We start from the raw sequence: 21415 nt of genomic DNA on the forward strand, positions 1-21415 counted from the left end.
CGCCGGCGAAAGCTTTCGCTGAACTTGGCCAAACAAAAAGCCCAGCGTCGGGGCGACGCTGGGCTTTCGCTATTGGCTTTGTACAACGCTCAGTTCTTGGCGCGTTCGACGTAGGAATTGTCTTCCGTCGCGATGACGACGCGGGTGCCGGCATCGATATGCGGCGGTACCATGGTGCGGATGCCGTTGGACAGCATCGCCGGCTTGTAGGAAGACGACGCAGTCTGACCCTTGACGACCGGCTCGGTCTCGGTGATCTCCAGCGTCACATGACGCGGCAGTTGGATCGCAAGCGCCACGCCTTCATGCATCGAGAGAATGCAGACCATGCCCTCCTGCAGATAGGCCTTCTGGTCACCCATGGTTTCGGCATCGACGACGACCTGGTCGTAGGATTCCGGGTTCATGAAATGGAAGCCTTCGCCGTCTTCGTAGAGGAACTGGTGGTTGACATCTTCAACAAAGGCGCGCTCGACCTGTTCGGTGGTGCGCCAGCGCTCAGAAACCTTAACGCCATCAACGATGCGGCGCATGTTCACCTGCGTGACCGGCGTACCCTTGCCGGGGTGGAAATTTTCGGCGGTGAGCACGACATAGAGCTTGCCGTCGACATCGATAACATTGCCCTTGCGGACGGAAGAGGCGATAACCTTGACCATTGGAATTCCTTGTATCTGCGTGAGACCCGTCGTAAAGGACGGCCGTCCCTGCTGACGTCTTCGAATTTCTCGGGCGGGACTAACCCAAATCCGGCAAAATAGCCAGCCCGTGTTGAGAGAAGGATCGAGAATCCGGAATGTCTGATGTCAGCCGTTCAGCCCCTGCGTGGTGGACCCCCTCGGCCCACGCCGATCGGCGACCGTTCCTGATCGGACGCAACCGGATCCAGGCCGCGTTCCGCAGCCATTTTGCAAGCGAGGATTTCGTCGAGGTCGATACGGCTACGCTTCAGATTTCGCCGGGCAACGAAGCCCATTTACATGCCTTCGCCACAGAAGCCATCGGACACGATGGCACGCCCGCTCCGCTCTACCTGCACACCTCTCCGGAATTCGCCTGCAAGAAACTTCTCTCCGCTGGCGAGACCCGGATCGCTTGCTTCGCGCATGTCTACCGCAATCGAGAACGGGGCCCGCTGCACCATCCGGAATTCACCATGCTGGAATGGTACCGTGTCGGTCAGTCCTACGAGATGCTGATGCGGGATTGCGCCGAACTGCTGGCACTGGCAGCCCGGACCGCTGGTACCAGCCGCTTTACTTTTAACGGGAAGTCGGCCGATCCCTTTGCGACGCCAGAACGGATCTCGGTTGGCGATGCCTTCACTCGCCATGCCGGCATCGATCTCCTCGCCACGATTGGTGAGGACGGCAGCACCGATCGCGAGGCGCTGGCCGCCCAGATGCGGGAAAAGTCCCTGCGCGTCGCCGAAGACGATACCTGGGCCGATCTTTTCAGCCGCGTTATCGTCAACAAGGTGGAGCCCAACCTCGGGCTGGGCCGCGCCACCATTCTCGACCGCTACCCCGTGGCCGAGGCGGCACTGGCAAGGCCATGCCCCGACGACCCCCGCGTCGCTGAACGGTTTGAACTCTACGCCTGCGGCGTGGAACTGGCCAATGCTTTCGGCGAACTGACAGATCCCAAGGAGCAGCGCCGCCGCTTCGAGGCCGAGATGGCGGAGAAGCAACGGGTCTATGGCGAAACCTACCCGCTGGACGAAGACTTCCTTGAAGCCCTAGCCATCATGCCGCAGGCCTCTGGCATCGCTCTCGGCTTCGACCGGCTGGTCATGCTGGCGACGGGCGCGCTCAGAATCGACCAGGTGATCTGGGCTCCGGTCCCGGAGACGCATCGTGGCTGACACTACCCTGCGCAGCATCCCCGATCTGGTCGCCGCCGGCCTGGTCGAGGTCGGTCAGGCAAAGGCGCTCGCCGATGTTGCAGAACGCTATGCAATCGCACTGACGCCAACTGTCTCGATGCTGATCGACCCTGACAACCCGCACGATCCGATCGCCGCGCAATACATCCCGACCGCAGCGGAACTGATCGAGCACCCTGACGAACGACCCGATCCGATCGGCGACCACCCGCATTCGCCGGTCAAGGGCATCGTCCATCGCTATCCGGACCGCGTGCTGCTCAAGCTCTTGCATGTATGTCCGGTCTACTGCCGCTTCTGCTTTCGTCGGGAAATGGTCGGTCCGGACGGGGATGGCACCCTATCGCCGTCCCAGCTTGAAGCTGCACTCAGCTACATCAGCAGCCACGACCGCATTTGGGAAGTGATCCTCACCGGCGGCGACCCGCTGATCCTCTCGCCGCGACGCCTCCGCGAGGTGATGCAGGCTCTTTCCGCCATCGACCATGTCAAGATCATCCGCATTCACAGCCGCGTCCCGGCCGTTGATCCTGCCCGCATCACGGAAGAACTGGTGGATGCCCTGAAGGCTCCGGGCAAGACCGTCTTCATCGCCCTGCACGTCAACCACCCACGAGAATTGACCGACGAGGTGCGCGTTGCCTGTGCGCGGCTTGTCGATTCCGGCCTCTCGATGGTGAGCCAGAGCGTTTTGTTGAAGGGGATCAACGACAACGCCGAGATCCTGGCGAACCTGATGCGCAGCTTCGTGGAGATGCGCATCAAGCCGTATTACCTGCATCACCCCGACATGGCCCCCGGCACAGCTCATTTTCGTCTGACGATCTCGGAAGGTCAGGCGATCATGCGCGAGTTGCGCAACCACGTCTCTGGTCTGTGCATTCCGCACTACATTCTCGATCTTCCGGGTGGGCACGGCAAGGTCGAAGCGAGCGCAAGTGCTCTTCGCGAAATTGAGCCAAATCGGTACATGATCATCGATCGGCACGGAGATGATCGGCCCTATGAAGGGTGAATGAACCTGGTAAATCCATCTAAACCGATAATAAAGGCAGGTTTGAGACGTTCCTGACTTTGGAATCCGTAGGATTTTACCGGAATTCTTAGCGAAAACTTCGTCTTTTCTCTGTAAGAAATCGCTCAATAAAAATTTGAGCCATGACTTGGGGAAGGAAAAACGATGAACGACACCATTCGCACACTTCTGTCGAAACTGGGTGGCCTTCCGGTTGCGGTCGACACGCTCGCCGATGAGGCGGACCTCTACGCTGCCGGCTTGTCCTCATTCGCATCGGTCCAGTTGATGCTTGGCCTCGAAGAGGCCTTCGACATGGAATTTCCGGATCATCTGCTGAACCGCAAATCCTTTGCCAGCATCGCGGCCATCGAAACCACGGTCAACATCATCCTTGAGGACAGAAAGGTCGCCTGATGGACCTCGCGAGCAAGTCGGCCGACCAGAGCCTCAAAGCCCGCGCCTCACGGGTTGCCACCATCGCGGCCGTCTATGCCGACGACGTCGACAGGCAAGGCCGCTTTCCCCTCGAAGCCATAGAGGCGATGAAGGCCGAAAAGCTTCTCGGCATCCAGATCCCCGCAGATTGCGGTGGCGAAGGTCGGTCGACCTCGGAGATCGCCGAGATCTGCACCATCGTCGCCCAGGCTTGCGCCGCGAGCGCCATGATCTTCGCGATGCATCAGATCAAGGTATCGAGCCTCGTCTCGCATGGAACCGAAGCCGATTGGCATCGCGGTTTCATGCGCCGGATCTGCGACGAACAGCTCCTGCTCGGCTCGGCCACGACTGAAGGCGGCATCGGCGGCAACCTGCGCAACTCGATCTGCGCCATCGAAGTCGATGGTGATCGCTGCCGTCTGGAAAAGGATGCCACCGTCATCTCCTACGGTAAGCATGCGGACGCAATCCTGATCACGTCGCGTGCCCACAAGGATGCACCGCCGACCGACCAGGTCATGACGGTATTCCTGAAAGACCAGTACACGCTCGACCAGACCCACGTCTGGGACACACTCGGCATGCGGGGAACGTGCTCCGATGGCTTCCTCTTCAAGGGCGAAGCCCCCTCTGTACAGATCCTGCCGAAGCCCTTTGCAGAGATCGCGGCACAGTCGATGCTTGCAAGCTCCCACCTCCTGTGGAGCGCACTCTGGTACGGCATCGCCGTCGACGCTTTTACCAAGGCCCAGACCTTCATCCGCGCTGCTGCCCGCAAGGCGCCAGGCATCCAGCCTCCAGGCCTCGTGCAGCTGGCCGAGATGTCCAGCGAGCTCCAGGTCATCCGGTCCAACATCCAATCTGGACTGGCCTCGTATGAGCAGGCCCTGAAAGACCCGGATCGCTTGTCTTCCATGGGCTTTGCGGTTGCCATGAACAACGTCAAGATCGCCTCTTCCGAGATGATCCTGCCCGTCATCAACCAGGCGCTCAGGATCTGCGGCATCATGGGCTACAAGAACGGCACCCCGTTCAGCCTCGGACGCCATCTACGCGATGCCCATTCCGCAGAACTGATGATTTCCAATGACCGCATTCTCGGCAACACGTCGACGATGCTGCTCGTCCACAAACAAGAAACCGGATTGTTGGGGTAACGGACATGGATATGCAGGTAAGCTTTCTCGACCGCCTCTTCGAAAGCGGCCTTTTGATCGAGACGGGCGTTGACGGGCTTTATGGCCGCAGCGGCCAGTTCGAAGACGTCATCACCGCCTTCGAACGCCTGATTGACCGTGTCGGCGGCGCCGATGGCGCCGAAGCCATCCGCTTCCCGCCGGGCATGAATCGCGCCTATTTCGAGGCGAGCGGCTACATGAAGAGCTTCCCGCAGCTGGCCGGTACCGTACACTCCTTCTGCGGCAACGACCACGACCATATGAGCCTCCTGCAGTGCATGGAGGAAGGCGGAGACTGGACGAAAGAACAGAAGGCGACCGACATCACGTTGACGCCTGCCGCCTGTTACCCACTCTATCCGACGGTTGCCAAGCGCGGCCCGATCTCGATGGATGGCGGCCTCTTCGACCTGCAGTCCTATTGCTTCCGCCATGAACCCTCGAAGGACCCGGCGCGCCAGCAGCTCTTCCGTATGCGCGAATATGTCTGCATGGGCACCGAAGCCCATGTCACGACTTTCCGCCAGACCTGGATGGATCGCGGCGTCGAGATGATGAAGTCGATCGGTCTTGAGGTCGAGATCGACGTTGCCAACGACCCCTTCTTCGGCCGCGCAGGCCGGCTTATGGCCAACAACCAGCGCGACCAGAACCTGAAGTTCGAGTTGCTGATCCCCGTGACGTCGCAGGCCAACAAGACGGCCTGCATGAGCTTCAACTATCACCAGGATGCCTTTGGCCAGAAATGGGGCCTCACCCTCGCCGACGGCTCGACGGCGTTTACGGCCTGCGTCGGCTTTGGCCTGGAGCGCATCGCGCTCGCGCTCTTCGCCCAGCATGGGCTCGACACCTCGCAGTGGCCCGAGCACGTCCGCAAGACGCTCTGGGGCTGAGAGCACGATGACGGCAGTTTTCCCCGGACTCGATCCGGCCGGCTACACGCCCCATGCGCTGCATTCCAGCGAGCGCATGTGGCCCGAGACCAATTGCTACGTCGATCTGTGGATCGAGGTTCTGGCGGCTCAAGGGCTGAGCCCTGAAGCCATGCTGGGCTTTACGCTGATCCAGGAGTTCGAGGGCGACCAGTTCACCTTCTTCAAGGTGCCGCTGGAAGACCTCGAAAGCCTCTATGACATCCGCGTCACTGAACTGGCGATCTTCGACCGCGTGGAAACGCATGTGGAAGAACAGATCCGTCGTGGCCGGCTCTGCCTGGTCGAGATGGACAGCTATTTCATGCCGGACACACAAGGCGTCGGCTATCGCCAGGAACACGGCAAGACCACCGTTGGCATCAACCGCCTCGACGTCGCTGGCCGCAGCATGGACTACTTTCACAATGGCGGCTTCTTCCGGGTCGGGGGCCAGGATTTCCAAGGCGTATTCCAACTCGATCAGCCGGAAGACGCCTTGCCCTTTCTGCCCTACACCGAATTCGCTAAGTTCCCAGAACGGCAGACGTCAAGCGCACATCAGCGCGAGATTGCAGCAGCCCTCTTGCGACGCCATTTCGCGCGCCGACCGCTGAAAAATCCGATCGCCGATTTTGCAACGGTCTTCCCGGCCCAAGTAGAGGCCATCGCCGAGCGTCCTTTCGGCTATTTCCACAAATATGCGTTCAATACGCTCCGCCAATTCGGTGCAAATTTCGAACTGCTGGCCAGTCACCTGATCTGGCTCGACGCCGACGCGCATGAAAGTGCGATCGCGGAAGCTCTGAAAATCAGCGAGAACGCGAAGACAGTCCAGTTCCAGCTCGCGCGTGCCATCGCCCGCAAGAAATTCGATCCGCTCGCCTGCGCACTCGATCCCGCGGTTGCGGCCTGGGACCGGCTGATGGATGATCTCGGCAGCCGGCTGATTTGAGGAACGGGACATGACGGGAACGATCTATCTGGGAGCGGATACCCGTCCGCTGGAACAGGGCTGGACGCTTCTCGTCACCGAAGCCGGGCGATACGCGGTCCCCTCGAACATTCACCGCCCCGCTGCTCGCATTGCCGCCACCGTACCCGGCACGGTGGCTGGCGCACTTGCGGATGCCGGTCTCTTCGATCCGGAAAATCCGCAACCCCTGCACGACAAGGATGCCTGGTATTTTCGTTCGCTTGAGGGCGAGACACCGGGACCGGCAATCCTTCGCTTCGAAGGTCTGGCGACGGTCGCCGAGATCTATATCAACGGCAGTCTCCACGCGACCAGCGACAGCATGTTCGAAAGCCTCGACATCGCCGTCGACCTGACCGGGCAGGATGATCTTGTCATCTGCTTTCGCGCGCTTCAGCCGCATTTCGACAAACGCGGCACCCGCGCCCGCTGGCGCCCCCAGATGTTTGATCACCAGGGACTGCGCCTCCTGCGCACGACACCGCTTGGCCACATGCCCGGGTGGTGTCCGGAGATTCAACCCGTCGGCCCATACAGGCCCATCCAGCTGATTCGCCCCGGCCTGGATCAGGTTTTCGACCTTTCGATCAAGTCTGATCTCGACGATTTCGGCACCGGCAAGCTCACTGTTTGCCTTCGAATGGAGGGAACTCCCGCCGCAACCATCCTCTGCTGCGGCAAGATTGCGGAGATGGTCGCCAGCTCGGATGGCCGGTTCGAAGCGCAGCTTGTTCTCCCACACGTAACGCCCTGGTGGCCGCGCACGCACGGCAATCCCGCCCTACACGAACTTACGCTGTCGATCGATGGACGGATCCACTCTCTCGGCCTTGTCGGCTTCCGCCGCATAGAAATCGACCGCGACGACGACGGCAAGGGCTTTGGCCTCAGGGTTAACGGCGTCTCCGTCTTCTGCCGCGGCGCCGTCTGGACGAATGCCGACATCCTGCGTCTGCCGGGTTCGGCGGAGGCCTATGCCCCCTGGCTTGCAAAGGCGGCCGAGGCCAACATGAACATGATCCGCATTGGCGGGACCATGACCTATGAGAGCCCGGACTTCTTCAGCCTTTGCGACCAGCTGGGCATCCTGGTCTGGCAGGATCTGATACTTGCAAACTTCGACTACCCGTTTGCCGACGAAGCCTTTTCCGCCAAAGTCGAGCTCGAAGTCGGAAACCTGCTGAACAAACTGCAGCGCCATCCTTCGCTTGCCGTGGTGTGCGGCGGCAGCGAAGTGTTTCAGCAAGGCGCAATGCTCGGTCTCCCCGCCTCGGCGTGGAACGGGGCGTTCTTCAACGAGACCCTTCCGCGCCTCCTGGACAACCGTCGCCCGGATTGTGCTTTCGTTGCCAACTCCCCTTCGGGCGGTGCCATGCCATTTTCCGTCAACGAAGGTGTCACTCATTATTACGGCGTCGGCGCCTATCAACGCCCGCTGGAGGACGCACGCCGTGCGAATGTCCGATTTGCCGCCGAATGCCTGGCTTTTGCCAATGTCCCGCAGCAACGCACGCTCGACAGACACTTGCCGGTCGCAGCCGTGCACGAGCCGCGCTGGAAGGCCCGTATCCCCCGCGACCGCGGCGCATCCTGGGATTTCGAGGATATCCGGGATCACTACCTCCACGCCCTCTACGACCTTGATCCAGCCCGCCTGCGACGCGAAGACTTCGGGCGGTATCTCGACCTCTCTCGCGCCGTGACCACCGAAGTCGTGACGGAAACCTATGCGGAATGGCGCAGGACCGGATCGTCCTGCCGGGGCGCCCTGGTCTGGACCCTGCAGGATCTTCAAGCCGGTGCCGGCTGGGGTCTGATCGACGCAACGGGCGAAGCCAAGCCGATATGGTACGGCCTGAAACGCGCCTTTCGGCCGCTGCAGGTCCTGTTGACGGATGAGGGCACAAACGGGCTGTCGATCCATCTTGTCAATGAAAGCGCCACCGACCAGACCGTGATGCTTGAGATCTCCTGCCTGCGGGACGGCCGACAGGCTGTGGTAAAAGCCAGCCGGACGCTTATTCTCGATGCCCGTCGCACCGTGGAACTCGCAGCAACAGATCTGTTCGGCGCCTTCTTCGACACGACTTACGCCTTTCGCTTTGGTCCGCCCTCGCATGACGTGACTGTTGCACGGCTTTTCTCGGCAGAGGGCACACTACTCACAGACGCCTTCCATTTCCCGCTTGGACGCAGCAAAGCGCTCCATCCGGCAAGCGTCGAGCATGCGCTCACCGCCACCGAGAACGGGTGGCATTTGGCTTTAACCGCCAGCCACTTCGCCCAGTCGGTTCATCTCGATTTCGCGCACTACCTGCCGGAAGACGACTGGTTCCATCTGACGCCGGGACAGCCTCGGAGCATCCGGCTGCGACCACGCCCAGGCGCCGACGCGACCGTCAGACCGAACGGCACCCTGACCCAACTGGGAAGCCGCACCGGCCACACCATTTCCTGACCCGAGGCCGGAGCGAGTGGAAACCCTGGATGAGGTCGGCCCGTCCTTTCTGCGAAATCCACCTTCAGCGATCCCACGAAGACGGGGATGCGTCTTTGGAAGACGCAACCGGAACGGAGTTTTCCACCTTCTGCCCTAATCTCGCAGTCCAGAAGCAAGTGGGCGGTCGCCGACGGAGGAGAGGTTCATCCGGAATAGGCGTCATCTTCCACTTCGCAAACAAACGGTTGCATAGGCGGCGCTTTCCGAGATGCCGCAAATGCGATAGAGACGCGCGGCAGATCCGCAGGGAGAAGAGAACCGATGAAGAGCTATGTTTTGACAGTATCCTGCCCGTCGACACGCGGGATCGTTGCCGCGATCTCCGGCTACCTGGCGGAGCAGGGCTGCAACATCGTCGACAGTTCCCAGTTCGACGACCTCGATACCGGGCAGTTCTTCATGCGCGTCTCTTTCATTTCCGAAGAAGGGGCCGCTCAGGCGAAGATCGAGCAGGGCTTCACGCCGGTTGCCGAACGCTTCGGCATGAACTGGAATCTCTATGACGCCGCCAAGCGGGAAAAGGTCCTGCTGATGGTCTCGCGCTTCGGACATTGTCTGAACGACCTGCTCTATCGCTGGAAGATCGGCGCGCTCCCGATCGAGATCGTCGGCGTTGTTTCGAACCACTTCGACTACCAGAAGGTCGTCGTGAATCACGACATCCCCTTCCACCACATCCCGGTGACCAAGGCCAACAAGCCTGAGGCCGAGGCCCGGATCATGGACCTCGTCGAGCAGACCGGCACGGAGCTGATCGTGCTCGCCCGCTATATGCAGATCCTCTCGGATCAGATGTGCCAAAAGATGTCAGGCAAGATCATCAACATCCACCACTCGTTCCTGCCGAGCTTCAAGGGTGCCAACCCCTACAAGCAGGCCTTCGAGCGCGGCGTGAAGCTGATCGGGGCCACCGCCCATTACGTCACCGCGGATCTCGACGAAGGTCCGATCATCGAGCAGGATGTCGCCCGCATCACCCATGCGCAGTCGGCGGACGACTATGTCTCGATCGGCCGTGACGTCGAAAGCCAGGTGCTGGCGCGTGCGATCCACGCCCACATCCACCACCGGACCTTCATCAACGGCAACCGGACGGTCGTTTTCCCGGCAAGCCCGGGTTCCTATGCCTCCGAGCGCATGGGCTGATCGACCGGGTTCTACTAGTACGGGGCAGCGACCGCTGCCCCGCTCGCCCGGATTGGACGCGTCACGCTGCTCTGCTACTCTCCGGGTCTTGATTCCCTTGGGAGACCGCAGATGCCCGACTCGGCGCTTCTTCAACGTACAGAACTTCCGCGCCCGGACGTCTCTCTGGCAGATGCCAGGACCATTCTGGGCGACTTCTACGGCTTCCACGGAGAAATCCGGGAACTGGGCAGTCAGCAGGACCGCAACTTCCTGATCGACACCGGTCCGGAACGTTTCGTGCTGAAGGTCACGCGTGCCGAGTATCCCTACGAGGAACTCGAAGCGCAAAACCTCGCAATGATACATCTGCGGGCTCTGGATCTGGGCCTCGACATCCCCGAGCCGATTGCCACATTGACGGGTGAATACATTCCCCAATGCGAGATCGCGGACAATTACTATTGGCTGCGGGTCCTGACATTCCTCGACGGCCAGCCGCTGACGAAGCAGAAATTCCTGGCCGAGGAGCAGGTTGCTGCCCTGGGTGACGTGACCGCCCGGATCGCCCTGGGCTTGAGGGATTTCAAGCATTCCGGCCTTGACCGGGAGCTCCAATGGGATTTGCGCCGCGCCGGTCCGGTCGCCCTGCACCTCCTGAAATCGGTGACCGATCAGGGCCGGCGGGATCGGATCGCCAAGGCGATGATCATGGCGGTCAAGCGCCTGCAGCCTGTCGCACCCGACTTGCGCCTGCATGCCATCCACCACGACATCACCGACGACAACATCGTTGCCCGGCCCGGCGCCGCAGGCAGGCTTATGCCGGCCGGCGTGATCGATTTCGGCGACGTGATCAACGGCTGGGTGGTCGCGGACCTCGCGGTCGCATGTGCTGCACTCCTGCACCACGCCGATGGCGACCCTTTCTTCATACTGCCCGCCGTGAAGGCTTTCCACGCACGCTACCCGCTCAATCTGGCGGAGCTCACGGCTCTTTGGCCTCTGATCGTCGCCCGTGCCGGCGTGCTCGTGGCAAGCAGCGAGCAGCAGCTGTCGATCGATCCTGATAACGAATACGTACTTGGCAATGCGGCCCATGAACGAGAAATCTTCGAGACCGCGACCTCGGTACCGCATACGCTGATGGAAGCGGCGATCCTCGACGCCGTGGGTCTCGCCACGGCTCCGTCGGACACGGCATTCGTGACACCGCTTCTGCCCGACGTGACACCGGAAAACCTCAGGCTGACCGACCTGAGTGTCACCAGCCCGGATCTCACCCGCGACGATTGGGCAGACCAGGAAATCGACTGGAAGCTGCTCGCCAGGGCGGCGATCGAGACGGGATTTTCCTCGACACGCTACGGCGAGTACCGCCTCTCCTATACGCGCCCGCTGTCGCAACAAGCTCCGGCGACCTTCGCCCTCCACATCGACATGTGCCTGCCAAGCGGCACGCGGGTCGTGGCGCCATTTGATGCCACGCTGAAGCCCACCGGCCACCATCTGATCCTCGCTTCTGCCGATCTGGCTCTGCATCTGGACGGTATCGACTGCGGACTGGAAGATGGGACGAGCCTCGCAGCTGGCGACAGCATCGGTCTGGTATCCGGTGCGGCCGGTGGCATCGGAGGCTTGCGGATCCAGCTCTGCCGGGACACCGACCTCATCCCGCCGCTCTTTGCCAGACCACAGCAGAGCGCCGTATGGGGCAGGCTTTGCCCGTCGCCGTCACGGCTCCTGGGTATCGGCATCGACGCGCCCGCTCCGCAAAGCGAGACCTTGCTGAGCCGCCGCAAGAAAAGCTTTGCGAAGCCGCAGAAGAATTACTACGCGCACCCGCCGCAGATCGAGCGCGGCTGGAAGGAACACCTCTTCGACGTGAAGGGGCGCGCCTATCTCGACATGGTCAACAATGTCAGCATCCTCGGCCATGGACATCCGACACTGGCGGCCGCTGTCGGACACCAGTGGTCGTTGCTGAACACCAATTCCCGCTTCCACTACGCGGCAGTCGCGGAATTTTCCGACCGACTGGCGGCTTTGGCGCCGGAGGGCCTGGACACGGTGTTCCTCGTCAACTCGGGCTCGGAGGCCGTGGATCTTGCCCTGCGCCTCGCCTGGGCCCACACCGGTAAGCGCAATGTGCTGAGCCTGCTCGAAGCCTATCACGGCTGGACGGTGGCGAGCGATGCCGTCTCCACCTCGATCGCCGACAACCCGCGGGCCCTGGAAACGCGACCCGACTGGGTTCACGCGGTTCTCTCGCCCAACACCTATCGCGGCAAATTTCGAGGTGCTGGCGCGACCGATGGATATGTTGCAGCCGTCGCAGACGTCATCGCCAAGATTGACGACAGCGGTCAGGGACTTGCCGGCTTCATCGCAGAGAGCGTCTATGGCAACGCCGGTGGTATTCCCCTACCAGAAGGTTATCTCGAACAGGTCTATGCCATGGTCCGGGCACGAGGCGGCGTGTGTATCGCAGACGAGGTGCAGGTGGGTTACGGGCGTCTCGGTCACCACTTCTGGGGTTTCGAGCAGCAGGGCGTAGTCCCCGACATCATCACCACCGCCAAGGGCATGGGCAACGGCCAACCTCTGGGCGCGGTCATTACCAAGCGGGAAATTGCCGACAGTCTGGAGCGGGAGGGCTACTTCTTCTCGTCTGCCGGTGGCAGCCCGGTGAGCTGTGTCGTGGGTATGACCGTTCTCGACATCATGGAACGAGAGAACCTGCAGGCGAACGCACGCGAGGTGGGCGACTATCTCAAGGCCCGCCTGGAAGCGCTCGGTCAGCGTTCCCCGCTCGTTGGTGCGGTGCATGGCATGGGCCTTTATCTGGGCCTGGAATTCGTCCGAAACCGCGAGACGCTGGAGCCGGCGACGGAGGAAACCGCAGCCATCTGCGACCGGCTGCTGGATCTGGGCGTCATCATGCAGCCGACCGGCGATCATCTCAACGTGTTGAAAATCAAGCCGCCGCTGTGTCTCGCTTCCGAAAGCGCGGACTTCTTCGCGGAAGCCCTGGAAAAGGTGTTGTCCGAGGGCTGGTGAGACAAGGGGTCTGGAGCGCCAAACCCCTTCGAATTCGCTAAAGTGAGAGGTCAAATTGGCGCTTGCTATGAAACCAGGCGAAAAGCCCAAATTTGGGCAAACCAAATGTCTGCTTCACAGCCCTTCGATGTGTGGTCTATCGTCGACCGCAAGGGACACCTCGAAGGAAAGCGCATGCCCATCATACCAGAGCAAATCTCCGCCCATATTCTGATCTGGGCCACCGCTCTGTTCATCCTCAAACAGCTGATTGCGGATTTCATCCTGCAGACCGCCTGGATGGCCAAGGGCAAAGAACGCCAGACCGGATGGGTCGCCCCGCTTGCAGCTCACGTCGGGATCCACGCTCTTTGCACACTGGCGATCTGCCTGTTCCTCCTGCCCCACCTCGCCTGGTTGGCTCTTGCCGACTTCCTCGTTCATGCCGCCATCGACCGCAGCAAATCCCTGCTACAGGCGAAGTTCAAGTTCACGCCGGATCAGAGCGGCTACTGGTGGATGCTCGGACTGGACCAGACACTGCATCACGCCACGCATCTGGCATTTGCCGTGGCAATCGCCGCCGCCAGCGTGGCTGGCTGACGGTCAGGCGGACATTTCGCGCGCCAGCTCTTCGACGATCCAGGTCCGGAACTTCACCAGTGGTGGATAGGCCGATCGCTCCCGAGGAAAGGCGAGATAGTATCGCTGCGAGCTCTGCATCGGCCGATCGACGGCAGCGACGAGATCGCCACGCTTCAGTTCTTCCCGAATGAGAAAAGTCGGCAGCAAGGCAACTCCGAGCCCTCCGACGGCGGCCTGGGACGCTGTGGCGAACTGATCGAAAAGCATGCCATGAACGCTGCCGAACGCCACGCCATTCTCCGTCAGCCACTGCTCCCAGGCGTCGGGGCGTGTGGTCAGATGCAGCAGCGGCACTGACAGCAGGTCTTCCGGCTTCTCGATCCCGTGAGCGCGCTTGAAGCCGGGGCTGCAGGCCGGCAGAGTCTCCTCCTGCATCAGGAAGGCCAATTCCGCACCCGGCCAGACGGCATCGCCAAAATGGATGGCCGCATCGATCGAATCCAGACGGAAGTCGAAAGGCGAGAGCCGTGTCACCAGATTGACCGTAATGCCCGCATTCGCCTCCAGGAAGCGACCAAGCCGCGGTGCCAGCCAGCGCGCCCCGAACGTCGGCAGGATGGCGAGGTTGAGCGTCCCGCCATTCGGATTGGCTCTGAGGTTGAGCGAGGCGCTGGAAATTCGCCGCAAGGCTTCCCGGATCTCCCGGGCATAACTGTCCCCTGCAACCGTCAGGCGGATGGTCTGTCGCTCTCGCAGGAAGAGTTCGACCCCAAGCTGGTTTTCCAGAGCCTTGATCTGCCGGCTGACGGCACTCTGCGTCAGATCGAGCTCCCGAGCGGCGGCCGTGACACTGCCGGTTCGCGCCGCCGCTTCGAAGGCGGTCAGAAGTGAGAGCGAGGGCAGAAATCGGCGAGCTGCGAGCATGGTCATGCCTTCTTGGAATGAACTCTTGAGAATTTATCGCTGGAATGGGGTAGAATGCTCTTCTAGAAATCACAAGACGATACGAAGTGGAATGATCTGGGAGAAGGGCATCGCACGCCTGGCACGCCTCGTGCTGTCCCGTTCGGCCTCCTCAGCCACTGTCTTCCGGGAACCTGTCATGCTCGATGATCCACGCTCACACGGCCTCTGGGAAAAGACGGCACCGTCCCCGCCGGCAACGACGAAGCTGCAGGGATCGGTCAAAGCGGACGTCGTGGTCGTCGGTGGCGGCTATACCGGTCTCTCGACCGCACTGCACCTCGCCGAAGCCGGTACATCGGTCGTTCTTCTCGAAGCACGTGAAATCGGCTTCGGCGGTGCGGGCCGCAATGTCGGCCTGATCAATGCCGGCATGTGGGTCATGCCCGACGATCTTCCCGGTGAGCTCGGCCCCGTTTATGGCGAGCGCCTGCTCGACCTCCTGGGCAATGGCCCCCGCACCGTCATGGAGATCATCGATCGCTATGGGATCGAATGCGAACTCGAACGGCAGGGCACGCTGCATTGTGCGGTGGGAACAGCTGGCCGGAAAGAAATCGAGGCGAGAGCGGAGCAGTGGCAGCGCCGCGGTGCGCCGGTCGAACTGCTCGACGATGCCGAAACCCAGGGCAAGATCGGTACCCGCGCCTACCATGGGTCGCTGCTCGATCGTCGCGCCGGCACCCTGCAGCCGCTCGCTTATGCCCGTGGACTTGCCCATGCCGCGGCAAGGGCCGGTGCCGCCTTGCATACCGCGAGCCCGGTTGAAAGCTATACGAAGACGGCAGAAGGCTGGCAGGTTCGGACACCCGAGGGCAGCGTCGACGCCAAGTGGATCGTCGTTGCAACCGACGCCTATAGCCAGGGACCGTTCGCATCGGTACGCGAGGAGCAGGTTCATCTGCCCTATTTCAATTTCGCCACCGTGCCGCTCGGTGACAACCTGCGCAAATCGATCCTCACCGAGCGCCAGGGCTGCTGGGACACGAAGGACGTGCTCTCCTCCTTCCGCATGGACAAGGCCGGCCGCATGGTCTTCGGCAGCGTCGGCGCCCTTCGCGGCACAGGCCTTTCAATTCACCGCAATTGGGCCCGTCGGGCCCTGAAGGCGATCTTCCCACAGATCGGTGACATCGCCTTCGAAAGCGAGTGGTACGGGCAGATCGGCATGACCACCAATGCGCTCCCCCGCTTCCACAAATTCGCCCCCGGCGTGATCGGCTTCTCCGGTTATAACGGCCGGGGCATCTCGCCCGGCACCGTGTTCGGCAAGACGCTGGCTGCCCACATCCTCGGGCAGTTGAGCGAAGGTGATTTGCCTTTGCCGCTGACAGACCCGCAGGCCCCGCCCTTCCGCAGCATCAAGGAAGCATGGTACGAGGTCGGCGCCCAATTGGCGCATCTGGCCGGCGCCCGATTTTGACCAGACAAGACCCAGGTAGACCTGACGGAAGGACCATCATGACCCTCGCCACTCTTACGTTTTCGGCAGAAATCGCCTCGCTCATGGCAAGCTTCGGCGTCGATGAAAAGACGCTCAAGGGCGGAACGCTTGCCGTTCGCTCCCCGATCAACGGGGAAAAAATTGCGAAGGTCGCCGAGATCTCGGCCGACGACACCCGCAAGGCCATCGATGCCGCCCACAAGGCCTTCCTCGAATGGCGTCTCGTTCCGGCCCCGCAACGCGGCGAACTGATCCGCCTGCTCGGCGAGGAACTGCGCGCCGCCAAGACTGAGCTTGGTCGTCTCGTCTCGATCGAAGTGGGCAAGATCACGTCCGAAGGTCTCGGCGAAGTGCAGGAAATGATCGATATCTGCGATTTCGCCGTCGGTCTCTCCCGCCAGCTCTACGGCCTGACGATCGCGACCGAACGCGCCGAACACCGGATGATGGAAACCTGGCATCCGCTGGGCGTCACCGGCATCATCTCGGCCTTCAACTTCCCCGTCGCCGTCTGGTCGTGGAATGCTGCTCTGGCGCTCGTCTGCGGTAACCCGACCGTCTGGAAGCCGTCGGAAAAGACCCCGCTCACGGCCATCGCCACCCAGGCCATCTTTGAAAAGGCCCTGAAGCGCTATGTTGCACAGGGCGGCAAGGCACCGGCCAATCTCTCGACCTTGCTGATCGGCGGCCGTGACATCGGCGAGATCCTCGTCGACCACCCGAAGGTGCCGTTGATCTCGGCAACGGGTTCGACCGCGATGGGTCGCACCGTCGGCCCGCGGGTCGCCGCCCGCTTCGGCCGCTCGATCCTGGAACTCGGCGGCAACAATGCCGCCATCGTCGGCCCGTCGGCCGATCTCGACCTGACGCTCCGCGGCGTCGCCTTTGCTGCCATGGGCACGGCCGGCCAGCGCTGCACCACGCTGCGTCGTCTCTTCGTGCACGAAAGCGTCTACGACACGCTCGTTCCGCGCCTGATCAAGGCCTATGGCTCGGTGACCATCGGCAACCCGCTGGAAGCCGGAAATCTGATCGGCCCGCTGATCGACCAGGGCGCCTTCGACCGCATGCAGCACGCCCTCGACGCGGCCCGCGCGGCTGGCGGCAAGGTCCACGGCGGCGACCGCGTGCATGCCGAGACCGCATCGAATGCCTATTATGCACGCCCGGCACTCGTGGAGATGCCCGAGCAGGTCGGCCCCGTGATCGACGAAACATTTGCGCCGATCCTCTACGTCATCAAGTACAGCGATTTCGACCAAGCTCTGGCGCTGAACAACGACGTGCCACAGGGTCTCTCATCGTCGATCTTCACCAACGACATCCGCGAAGCGGAAGCCTTCGTGTCTGACCGTGGCTCGGATTGCGGCATTGCCAACGTCAATATCGGTCCCTCGGGTGCCGAAATCGGTGGTGCCTTTGGTGGCGAAAAGGAAACCGGTGGCGGCCGTGAATCCGGCTCCGACGCCTGGAAGGCCTATATGCGCCGCCAGACCAATACCGTGAACTACGGCCGCACCTTGCCGCTCGCCCAGGGCGTCAAGTTCGACATCGAGTAAACAGCAAGGGCCGGCGCCATGGCGCCGGCCCTTCTCGTTCAGCTTGTGATGTCCGGGAACGGGACTTAGTCCACCCCTATCAATGCAGGTTAAAGCGGACCGGAGCCGTGATGGTCTTGTTCACACCCGGCGGAGGCGCCGGCACGGGCGATGCGTTGCGCACCATCGTCAACACTGCGTCGTCGAGAACAGCAGAGCCCGAGGAACGAGACAACGAAACCGACAGGACATTACCCGCATCGTCGATCCGGAACCGCACATAAACCGTTCCCTCCTCGCGATTGCTGCGCGCCTCTGACGGGTAGCGTTTGCGCCTTTCCAGATGCGACATGAGCCGTGACTGCCACTTGGCCGGCGACACACTGCGCCCGGAACCGCTGCTGGAAGCGCCAGCGGCATTGCGATCAGCCTGGGCGACCTCCGCTTTTGCCTGACGCGCAGCCTGCGATGCTGGCGGAATCTGCTGCTTCTTCTGGACCTTTTTCTTCGGCTCAACCGGCTTCTCGATCTTTGGCTCCGGCTTGGCAGGCCGGACCATAGGGATCGGGACTTCGACATTCTCGAGCTGCGCCATCACGAGTTCCTCGATCGGATCGATTTCCTCGACAGGCTCCGGCAGTGGCTCTGGCTCGACCACCGGAGGCGGCTCGACGACCGGTTCGACCGGTTCGGCCACTTCGGGCTCCGGTTCAGGGACCGGCTCCGGCAATGGCTGGATCGGCGGCGGCTCGACCGGCTCCGGCATCGGCTCGCTGCTTGCCGTCTTCACCTCTTCCGCATCCACCTGATCGGTCGACACTTCCGTCTCTTCGGTGATGACGGCTTCTGGCTCGGGCGCCATCTCAATCATGATCACGGGTGGTGGACCGCTGTCTTCCATGGCCGCCATCGGCTCGCGCAGCAGCAAGGCTACGGCACCGGCATGAGCCGTCACCACCAGCAGGCCAGCCGTCGTCCACAACAGCCATTCGCCGAGCACACGTCCGGTGGAGCGGCGGTCCTCGCTCATGGCTTCGGCTCCGCAACCGGTGCGGTCGGCGGGGTAGCACCCTGTGGCGTCGGCAGGCTCTCAAGTCCCACCAGCGCGATCTTCAGGTAGCCCGCGTCACGCAGTAGGTTCATGACCTCCATGAACTTGCCGTAATCGACCGTCTTGTCCGCCCGCAGAAATATGCGCGCATCCTTGTTTCCCTCGCTGATGCGATCGAGAGACGCGCCCAGCGCGTCGCGTGCCACGGTGTCATTGCCAAGCGAGAGGCTCATGTCCTCTTTGAGCGTGACATAGATCGGCTCATCCGGACGTTCGGCAGGCTTTGCCGTTGACGCCGGCAGGTCGACATTGACGTCCACGGTCGAGAGCGGCGCTGCGACCATGAAGATGATCAGGAGCACCAGCATGACGTCGATGAACGGCGTCACGTTGATCTCGTGGTTCTCCGCCAGATCGTCGCCCGATTGTGTATCGCGAATGCCGCCGGCCATGGTCTTACTCCGCCGCCTGCAAATTGCTCGCCCGAACCGCCAACGCACTCTTGCGGAAATCGAGGTCGCGGCTCACCAGACGCTCAATACCGGCTGCGGCGTCAGACACAAGCTGCCTGTATCCCGTCACGGATCGCGCAAAGACGTTATAGATGATGACAGCGGGAATGGCGGCGACCAGGCCAACCGCCGTGGCGAGCAGAGCTTCAGCAATCCCGGGTGCGACGACCGCAAGGTTCGTCGTCTGCGTCTCGGCAATCCCGATGAAGGAATTCATGATGCCCCAGACCGTACCGAACAGCCCGACAAAGGGTGCGGTCGAACCGATGCTGGCGAGAACGCCCGTGCCCTTGGACATCTGGCGCCCTGCCCGCACCTCGATCCGTCCGAGCGCCGAAGCGACACGTTCCTTGACACCCTCTGCCCCGGCGCGATCGATCGCGCCGTCGGACAGGGTCATCTCGTGCTGCGCCGACCGCACCATCATGGCGACGACACCGCCGCGGCTCTCGAGCACAGTCAGCGCATCCTTCAAGCTCCTCGCCTGGGTAACGGCCTTCAAGCCACGAGCTGCACGAGCGCGGGCACCGAACAGTTGCAGGGTCTTGGCTAGCCACACCGTCCAAGTCACCAGCGATGCAAAACCAAGCGCCAGCATGACGCTTTTGACGATCCAGTCGGCCGCCATAAACATGCCGACAGGCGACAAATCGTGCGGCAGGGTATCTTTGACAGGAACCACATCAGAAGGCTCTGCCTCCGCAGCAGGAGCAGCCACAACTTCTTCCACAGGCTGGGAAGCGGCGGCGGCTGGAACAGCCTCGGCCTGCGTGACGTTTTCCGAGGTGGCGTTGATCGCCGGAGCCACTTCGGCAGCGGTCGTAGGCTGCGGCGCGACTTCGGCTGGCGCAGAGGCCGGGGGAGCGTCGGCACCCGGCGTTGCCGGAACGTCATTCGAAGTGGTATTCGCCTGAGACGTCACGACAGCGGACTGCGAAATGACGCCTTGCGCAGTCCCCGTTTCAGTTGGAGTGCCACTTGCGGGCGCCTGAGCTGAAGCGGCAGAAGCGACAAGAAAAGCAGCAAGGCTGACGCCGATGCGGAGTGTCGATTGTCCCGAATGGATGAGAGGCATTGGGAGCGCCCTGTGATATCGTGCTGAAATGAGCAGGGACCGTCGTCGGGAACCCGCGAGTTCCCCTCCAATATTAAACTTGATCTTTTATGACAAGTAATATCAGGCGCTGAAGTGGATTTTCCCCACGGACTGCCAGGATGCTCCACCGCCCTGGCAGGGTGAACCTTTCAGGGCCTCGTCGATGCCCCATAGAGCCGCAGGACATCCTCCCGACGGCAGAGCTCTGTACCAGCCGTCATCACTGCAGCTGCACCGGCAGCCTGCCCGACATGGAAGGCATCCTCGATATCACGACCTTCAGACAGCGCCCAGACGATCCCCGCAACGAAACTGTCGCCTGCCCCCGTCGCGGAGTTGACCGGAACGTCGATGGCTGGAACGCGGATGATCTTGTCGGACGACACCAGGATGGCACCGTCGCCGCCGAGCGTCACTGCGATATACTCGGCGATCCCGCGCCGCACATAGTCCTGCGCCACAGGGCCGACAAGGTCATGCGTGAGCTTTTCGCCGACAAAGGCTTCGAACTCGCCCAGACTAGGCTTGACGAGATACATCTGCGCAGACGAGAGAGCTGCGGCCAGCGCAGGACCGGAGGTGTCGAGGATAAAACGGGCTCCGCGGGCTCTCGCCGCCTCTGCCAACCGAACATACGTGTCGTGGGGTGCGCCTCGCGGAAGGCTACCACTTGCGACGATATAGTCAGCGTCGCTTTCGCAAACGGCGTTGATCACGGGAGCCAACTCCGATTCCGTGACCAGCGGGCCCTCGGGAACAAAGCGATACTCGAGATTGGTCGAGGTCTCATGTACGGCATAGGCCACGCGCACCGGATCATGGATCGCAAAAGGGCGTTCAAGGATAGGCAATGGCTGAAGCATGGCCTCGAGCAGCTTGCCGGTTTCTCCACCGGACAGAAAAGCAAGCTCGCAGCGCCCGCCAAGCGTCGCGATCACGCGGGCGACATTAATCCCGCCCCCGCCTGGAAATTGCTGCTGATTATGCGTCCGGGTCTTGTGCGTGTGACGCACGACCTCAGCGTCGCTGGAGATATCGATCGCCGGATTGAGCGCAAGACATAGAATTTTGGCCATGGAACCATCAAATCGAGAAGCGGGAGTGGACAGGCTGCCGGGCAATGCGCTGATGTAAGCGAAGCGGACCGCCTCCGGCA

Annotated in this window: 18 protein-coding genes; 12 read left to right on the forward strand and 6 right to left on the reverse strand. The window is 61.9% G+C overall.

The window, feature by feature from the left end; translation table 11 throughout:
• Window positions 1-89: 89 nt before the first annotated feature.
• Window positions 90-659 (reverse strand): elongation factor P, encoded by a 570-nt coding sequence (gene efp / locus FJQ55_RS20515; RefSeq protein WP_140831478.1) that lies wholly within the window; start codon window positions 657-659, stop codon window positions 90-92.
• Window positions 660-796: 137 nt separating this feature from the next.
• On the opposite strand from efp, the gene epmA reads away from it, so the two are divergent.
• From epmA to FJQ55_RS20565, 10 genes are all read left to right on the forward strand, one after another.
• Window positions 797-1864, forward strand: coding sequence for an EF-P lysine aminoacylase EpmA (gene epmA / locus FJQ55_RS20520; protein WP_140831480.1), 1068 nt, complete (start codon window positions 797-799; stop codon window positions 1862-1864).
• Window positions 1857-2900 carry a lysine-2,3-aminomutase-like protein gene (locus FJQ55_RS20525; protein ID WP_140831482.1) on the forward strand — a complete coding sequence of 348 codons (1044 nt, stop codon included), beginning with the start codon at window positions 1857-1859 and terminating at the stop codon, window positions 2898-2900. Before epmA ends, FJQ55_RS20525 begins: the two co-directional genes overlap by 8 nt.
• Before the next feature lie 165 nt (window positions 2901-3065).
• The gene (locus FJQ55_RS20530) at window positions 3066-3317 is read left to right on the forward strand and encodes an acyl carrier protein (protein ID WP_140831484.1); all 252 of its coding nucleotides are present in this window, start codon (window positions 3066-3068) and stop codon (window positions 3315-3317) included.
• The gene (locus tag FJQ55_RS20535) at window positions 3317-4498 is read left to right on the forward strand and encodes an acyl-CoA dehydrogenase family protein (RefSeq protein ID WP_140831486.1); all 1182 of its coding nucleotides are present in this window, start codon (window positions 3317-3319) and stop codon (window positions 4496-4498) included. The genes FJQ55_RS20530 and FJQ55_RS20535 overlap by 1 nt, the downstream gene beginning before the upstream one ends.
• 5 nt (window positions 4499-4503) lie before the next feature.
• Window positions 4504-5412: an amino acid--[acyl-carrier-protein] ligase gene (locus FJQ55_RS20540; RefSeq protein WP_140831488.1), complete on the forward strand. Its 909-nt coding sequence runs from the start codon at window positions 4504-4506 to the stop codon at window positions 5410-5412.
• Between the two features lie 7 nt (window positions 5413-5419).
• On the forward strand, window positions 5420-6385 hold the full coding sequence (locus tag FJQ55_RS20545) for a DUF1839 family protein (RefSeq protein WP_140831490.1): 966 nt from the start codon (window positions 5420-5422) through the stop codon (window positions 6383-6385).
• Between the two features lie 10 nt (window positions 6386-6395).
• Entirely contained in the window at window positions 6396-8864 is a 2469-nt protein-coding gene (locus FJQ55_RS20550; protein WP_140831492.1) for a glycosyl hydrolase 2 galactose-binding domain-containing protein, read from the forward strand.
• A 303-nt stretch (window positions 8865-9167) separates the two neighbouring features.
• Entirely contained in the window at window positions 9168-10052 is an 885-nt protein-coding gene (purU, locus tag FJQ55_RS20555) for a formyltetrahydrofolate deformylase (protein WP_140831494.1), read from the forward strand.
• Window positions 10053-10163: 111 nt separating this feature from the next.
• Window positions 10164-13091 carry an aminotransferase gene (locus FJQ55_RS20560; protein ID WP_140831496.1) on the forward strand — a complete coding sequence of 976 codons (2928 nt, stop codon included), beginning with the start codon at window positions 10164-10166 and terminating at the stop codon, window positions 13089-13091.
• 174 nt (window positions 13092-13265) lie between these two features.
• A complete protein-coding gene (locus FJQ55_RS20565; RefSeq protein ID WP_140831498.1) occupies window positions 13266-13673 on the forward strand; it encodes a DUF3307 domain-containing protein in 408 nt (135 codons plus the stop codon).
• Window positions 13674-13676: 3 nt separating this feature from the next.
• Here the strand turns inward: FJQ55_RS20565 and FJQ55_RS20570 are convergent, their stop codons facing one another.
• Window positions 13677-14585 (reverse strand): LysR family transcriptional regulator, encoded by a 909-nt coding sequence (locus tag FJQ55_RS20570; RefSeq protein WP_208758241.1) that lies wholly within the window; start codon window positions 14583-14585, stop codon window positions 13677-13679.
• Between the two features lie 172 nt (window positions 14586-14757).
• Between FJQ55_RS20570 and FJQ55_RS20575 the strand changes: the two genes are divergently transcribed.
• Window positions 14758-16041 carry an NAD(P)/FAD-dependent oxidoreductase gene (locus tag FJQ55_RS20575; RefSeq protein WP_140831718.1) on the forward strand — a complete coding sequence of 428 codons (1284 nt, stop codon included), beginning with the start codon at window positions 14758-14760 and terminating at the stop codon, window positions 16039-16041.
• Between the two features lie 38 nt (window positions 16042-16079).
• Window positions 16080-17621: an L-piperidine-6-carboxylate dehydrogenase gene (gene amaB, locus FJQ55_RS20580; RefSeq protein WP_140831500.1), complete on the forward strand. Its 1542-nt coding sequence runs from the start codon at window positions 16080-16082 to the stop codon at window positions 17619-17621.
• Between the two features lie 79 nt (window positions 17622-17700).
• On the opposite strand, the gene FJQ55_RS20585 is transcribed toward amaB, so the two are convergent.
• The 4 genes from FJQ55_RS20585 to FJQ55_RS20600 form a co-directional block, all read right to left on the reverse strand.
• Window positions 17701-18630: an energy transducer TonB gene (locus FJQ55_RS20585; RefSeq protein ID WP_140831502.1), complete on the reverse strand. Its 930-nt coding sequence runs from the start codon at window positions 18628-18630 to the stop codon at window positions 17701-17703.
• Complete coding sequence (exbD, locus tag FJQ55_RS20590; protein WP_140831504.1) at window positions 18627-19103, reverse strand: TonB system transport protein ExbD; 477 nt, start codon at window positions 19101-19103, stop codon at window positions 18627-18629. Before exbD ends, FJQ55_RS20585 begins: the two co-directional genes overlap by 4 nt.
• A 4-nt stretch (window positions 19104-19107) precedes the next feature.
• On the reverse strand, window positions 19108-20238 hold the full coding sequence (gene exbB, locus FJQ55_RS20595) for a tonB-system energizer ExbB (protein WP_140831506.1): 1131 nt from the start codon (window positions 20236-20238) through the stop codon (window positions 19108-19110).
• 170 nt (window positions 20239-20408) lie between these two features.
• Window positions 20409-21335, reverse strand: coding sequence for a 1-phosphofructokinase family hexose kinase (locus tag FJQ55_RS20600; RefSeq protein ID WP_140831508.1), 927 nt, complete (start codon window positions 21333-21335; stop codon window positions 20409-20411).
• Between the last annotated feature and the right edge of the window lie 80 nt (window positions 21336-21415).

Source organism: Rhizobium glycinendophyticum (assembly GCF_006443685.1).
GTDB lineage: Bacteria > Pseudomonadota > Alphaproteobacteria > Rhizobiales > Rhizobiaceae > Allorhizobium > Allorhizobium glycinendophyticum.

What these genes read in the sequence shown, in the direction of transcription:
- FJQ55_RS20550 (WP_140831492.1), top strand. Translation starts at nt 6,396, where the DNA reads ATGACGGGAACGATCTATCTGGGAGCGGATACCCGTCCGCTGGAACAG.
- FJQ55_RS20530 (WP_140831484.1), top strand. Translation starts at nt 3,066, where the DNA reads ATGAACGACACCATTCGCACACTTCTGTCGAAACTGGGTGGCCTTCCG.
- FJQ55_RS20535 (WP_140831486.1), top strand. Translation starts at nt 3,317, where the DNA reads ATGGACCTCGCGAGCAAGTCGGCCGACCAGAGCCTCAAAGCCCGCGCC.
- exbD (WP_140831504.1), bottom strand. Translation starts at nt 19,103, where the DNA reads ATGGCCGGCGGCATTCGCGATACACAATCGGGCGACGATCTGGCGGAG.
- FJQ55_RS20600 (WP_140831508.1), bottom strand. Translation starts at nt 21,335, where the DNA reads ATGGCCAAAATTCTATGTCTTGCGCTCAATCCGGCGATCGATATCTCC.
- FJQ55_RS20570 (WP_208758241.1), bottom strand. Translation starts at nt 14,585, where the DNA reads ATGACCATGCTCGCAGCTCGCCGATTTCTGCCCTCGCTCTCACTTCTG.
- efp (WP_140831478.1), bottom strand. Translation starts at nt 659, where the DNA reads ATGGTCAAGGTTATCGCCTCTTCCGTCCGCAAGGGCAATGTTATCGAT.
- FJQ55_RS20575 (WP_140831718.1), top strand. Translation starts at nt 14,758, where the DNA reads ATGCTCGATGATCCACGCTCACACGGCCTCTGGGAAAAGACGGCACCG.
- amaB (WP_140831500.1), top strand. Translation starts at nt 16,080, where the DNA reads ATGACCCTCGCCACTCTTACGTTTTCGGCAGAAATCGCCTCGCTCATG.
- FJQ55_RS20560 (WP_140831496.1), top strand. Translation starts at nt 10,164, where the DNA reads ATGCCCGACTCGGCGCTTCTTCAACGTACAGAACTTCCGCGCCCGGAC.
- FJQ55_RS20540 (WP_140831488.1), top strand. Translation starts at nt 4,504, where the DNA reads ATGGATATGCAGGTAAGCTTTCTCGACCGCCTCTTCGAAAGCGGCCTT.
- FJQ55_RS20545 (WP_140831490.1), top strand. Translation starts at nt 5,420, where the DNA reads ATGACGGCAGTTTTCCCCGGACTCGATCCGGCCGGCTACACGCCCCAT.
- purU (WP_140831494.1), top strand. Translation starts at nt 9,168, where the DNA reads ATGAAGAGCTATGTTTTGACAGTATCCTGCCCGTCGACACGCGGGATC.
- epmA (WP_140831480.1), top strand. Translation starts at nt 797, where the DNA reads ATGTCTGATGTCAGCCGTTCAGCCCCTGCGTGGTGGACCCCCTCGGCC.
- FJQ55_RS20565 (WP_140831498.1), top strand. Translation starts at nt 13,266, where the DNA reads ATGCCCATCATACCAGAGCAAATCTCCGCCCATATTCTGATCTGGGCC.
- exbB (WP_140831506.1), bottom strand. Translation starts at nt 20,238, where the DNA reads ATGCCTCTCATCCATTCGGGACAATCGACACTCCGCATCGGCGTCAGC.
- FJQ55_RS20585 (WP_140831502.1), bottom strand. Translation starts at nt 18,630, where the DNA reads ATGAGCGAGGACCGCCGCTCCACCGGACGTGTGCTCGGCGAATGGCTG.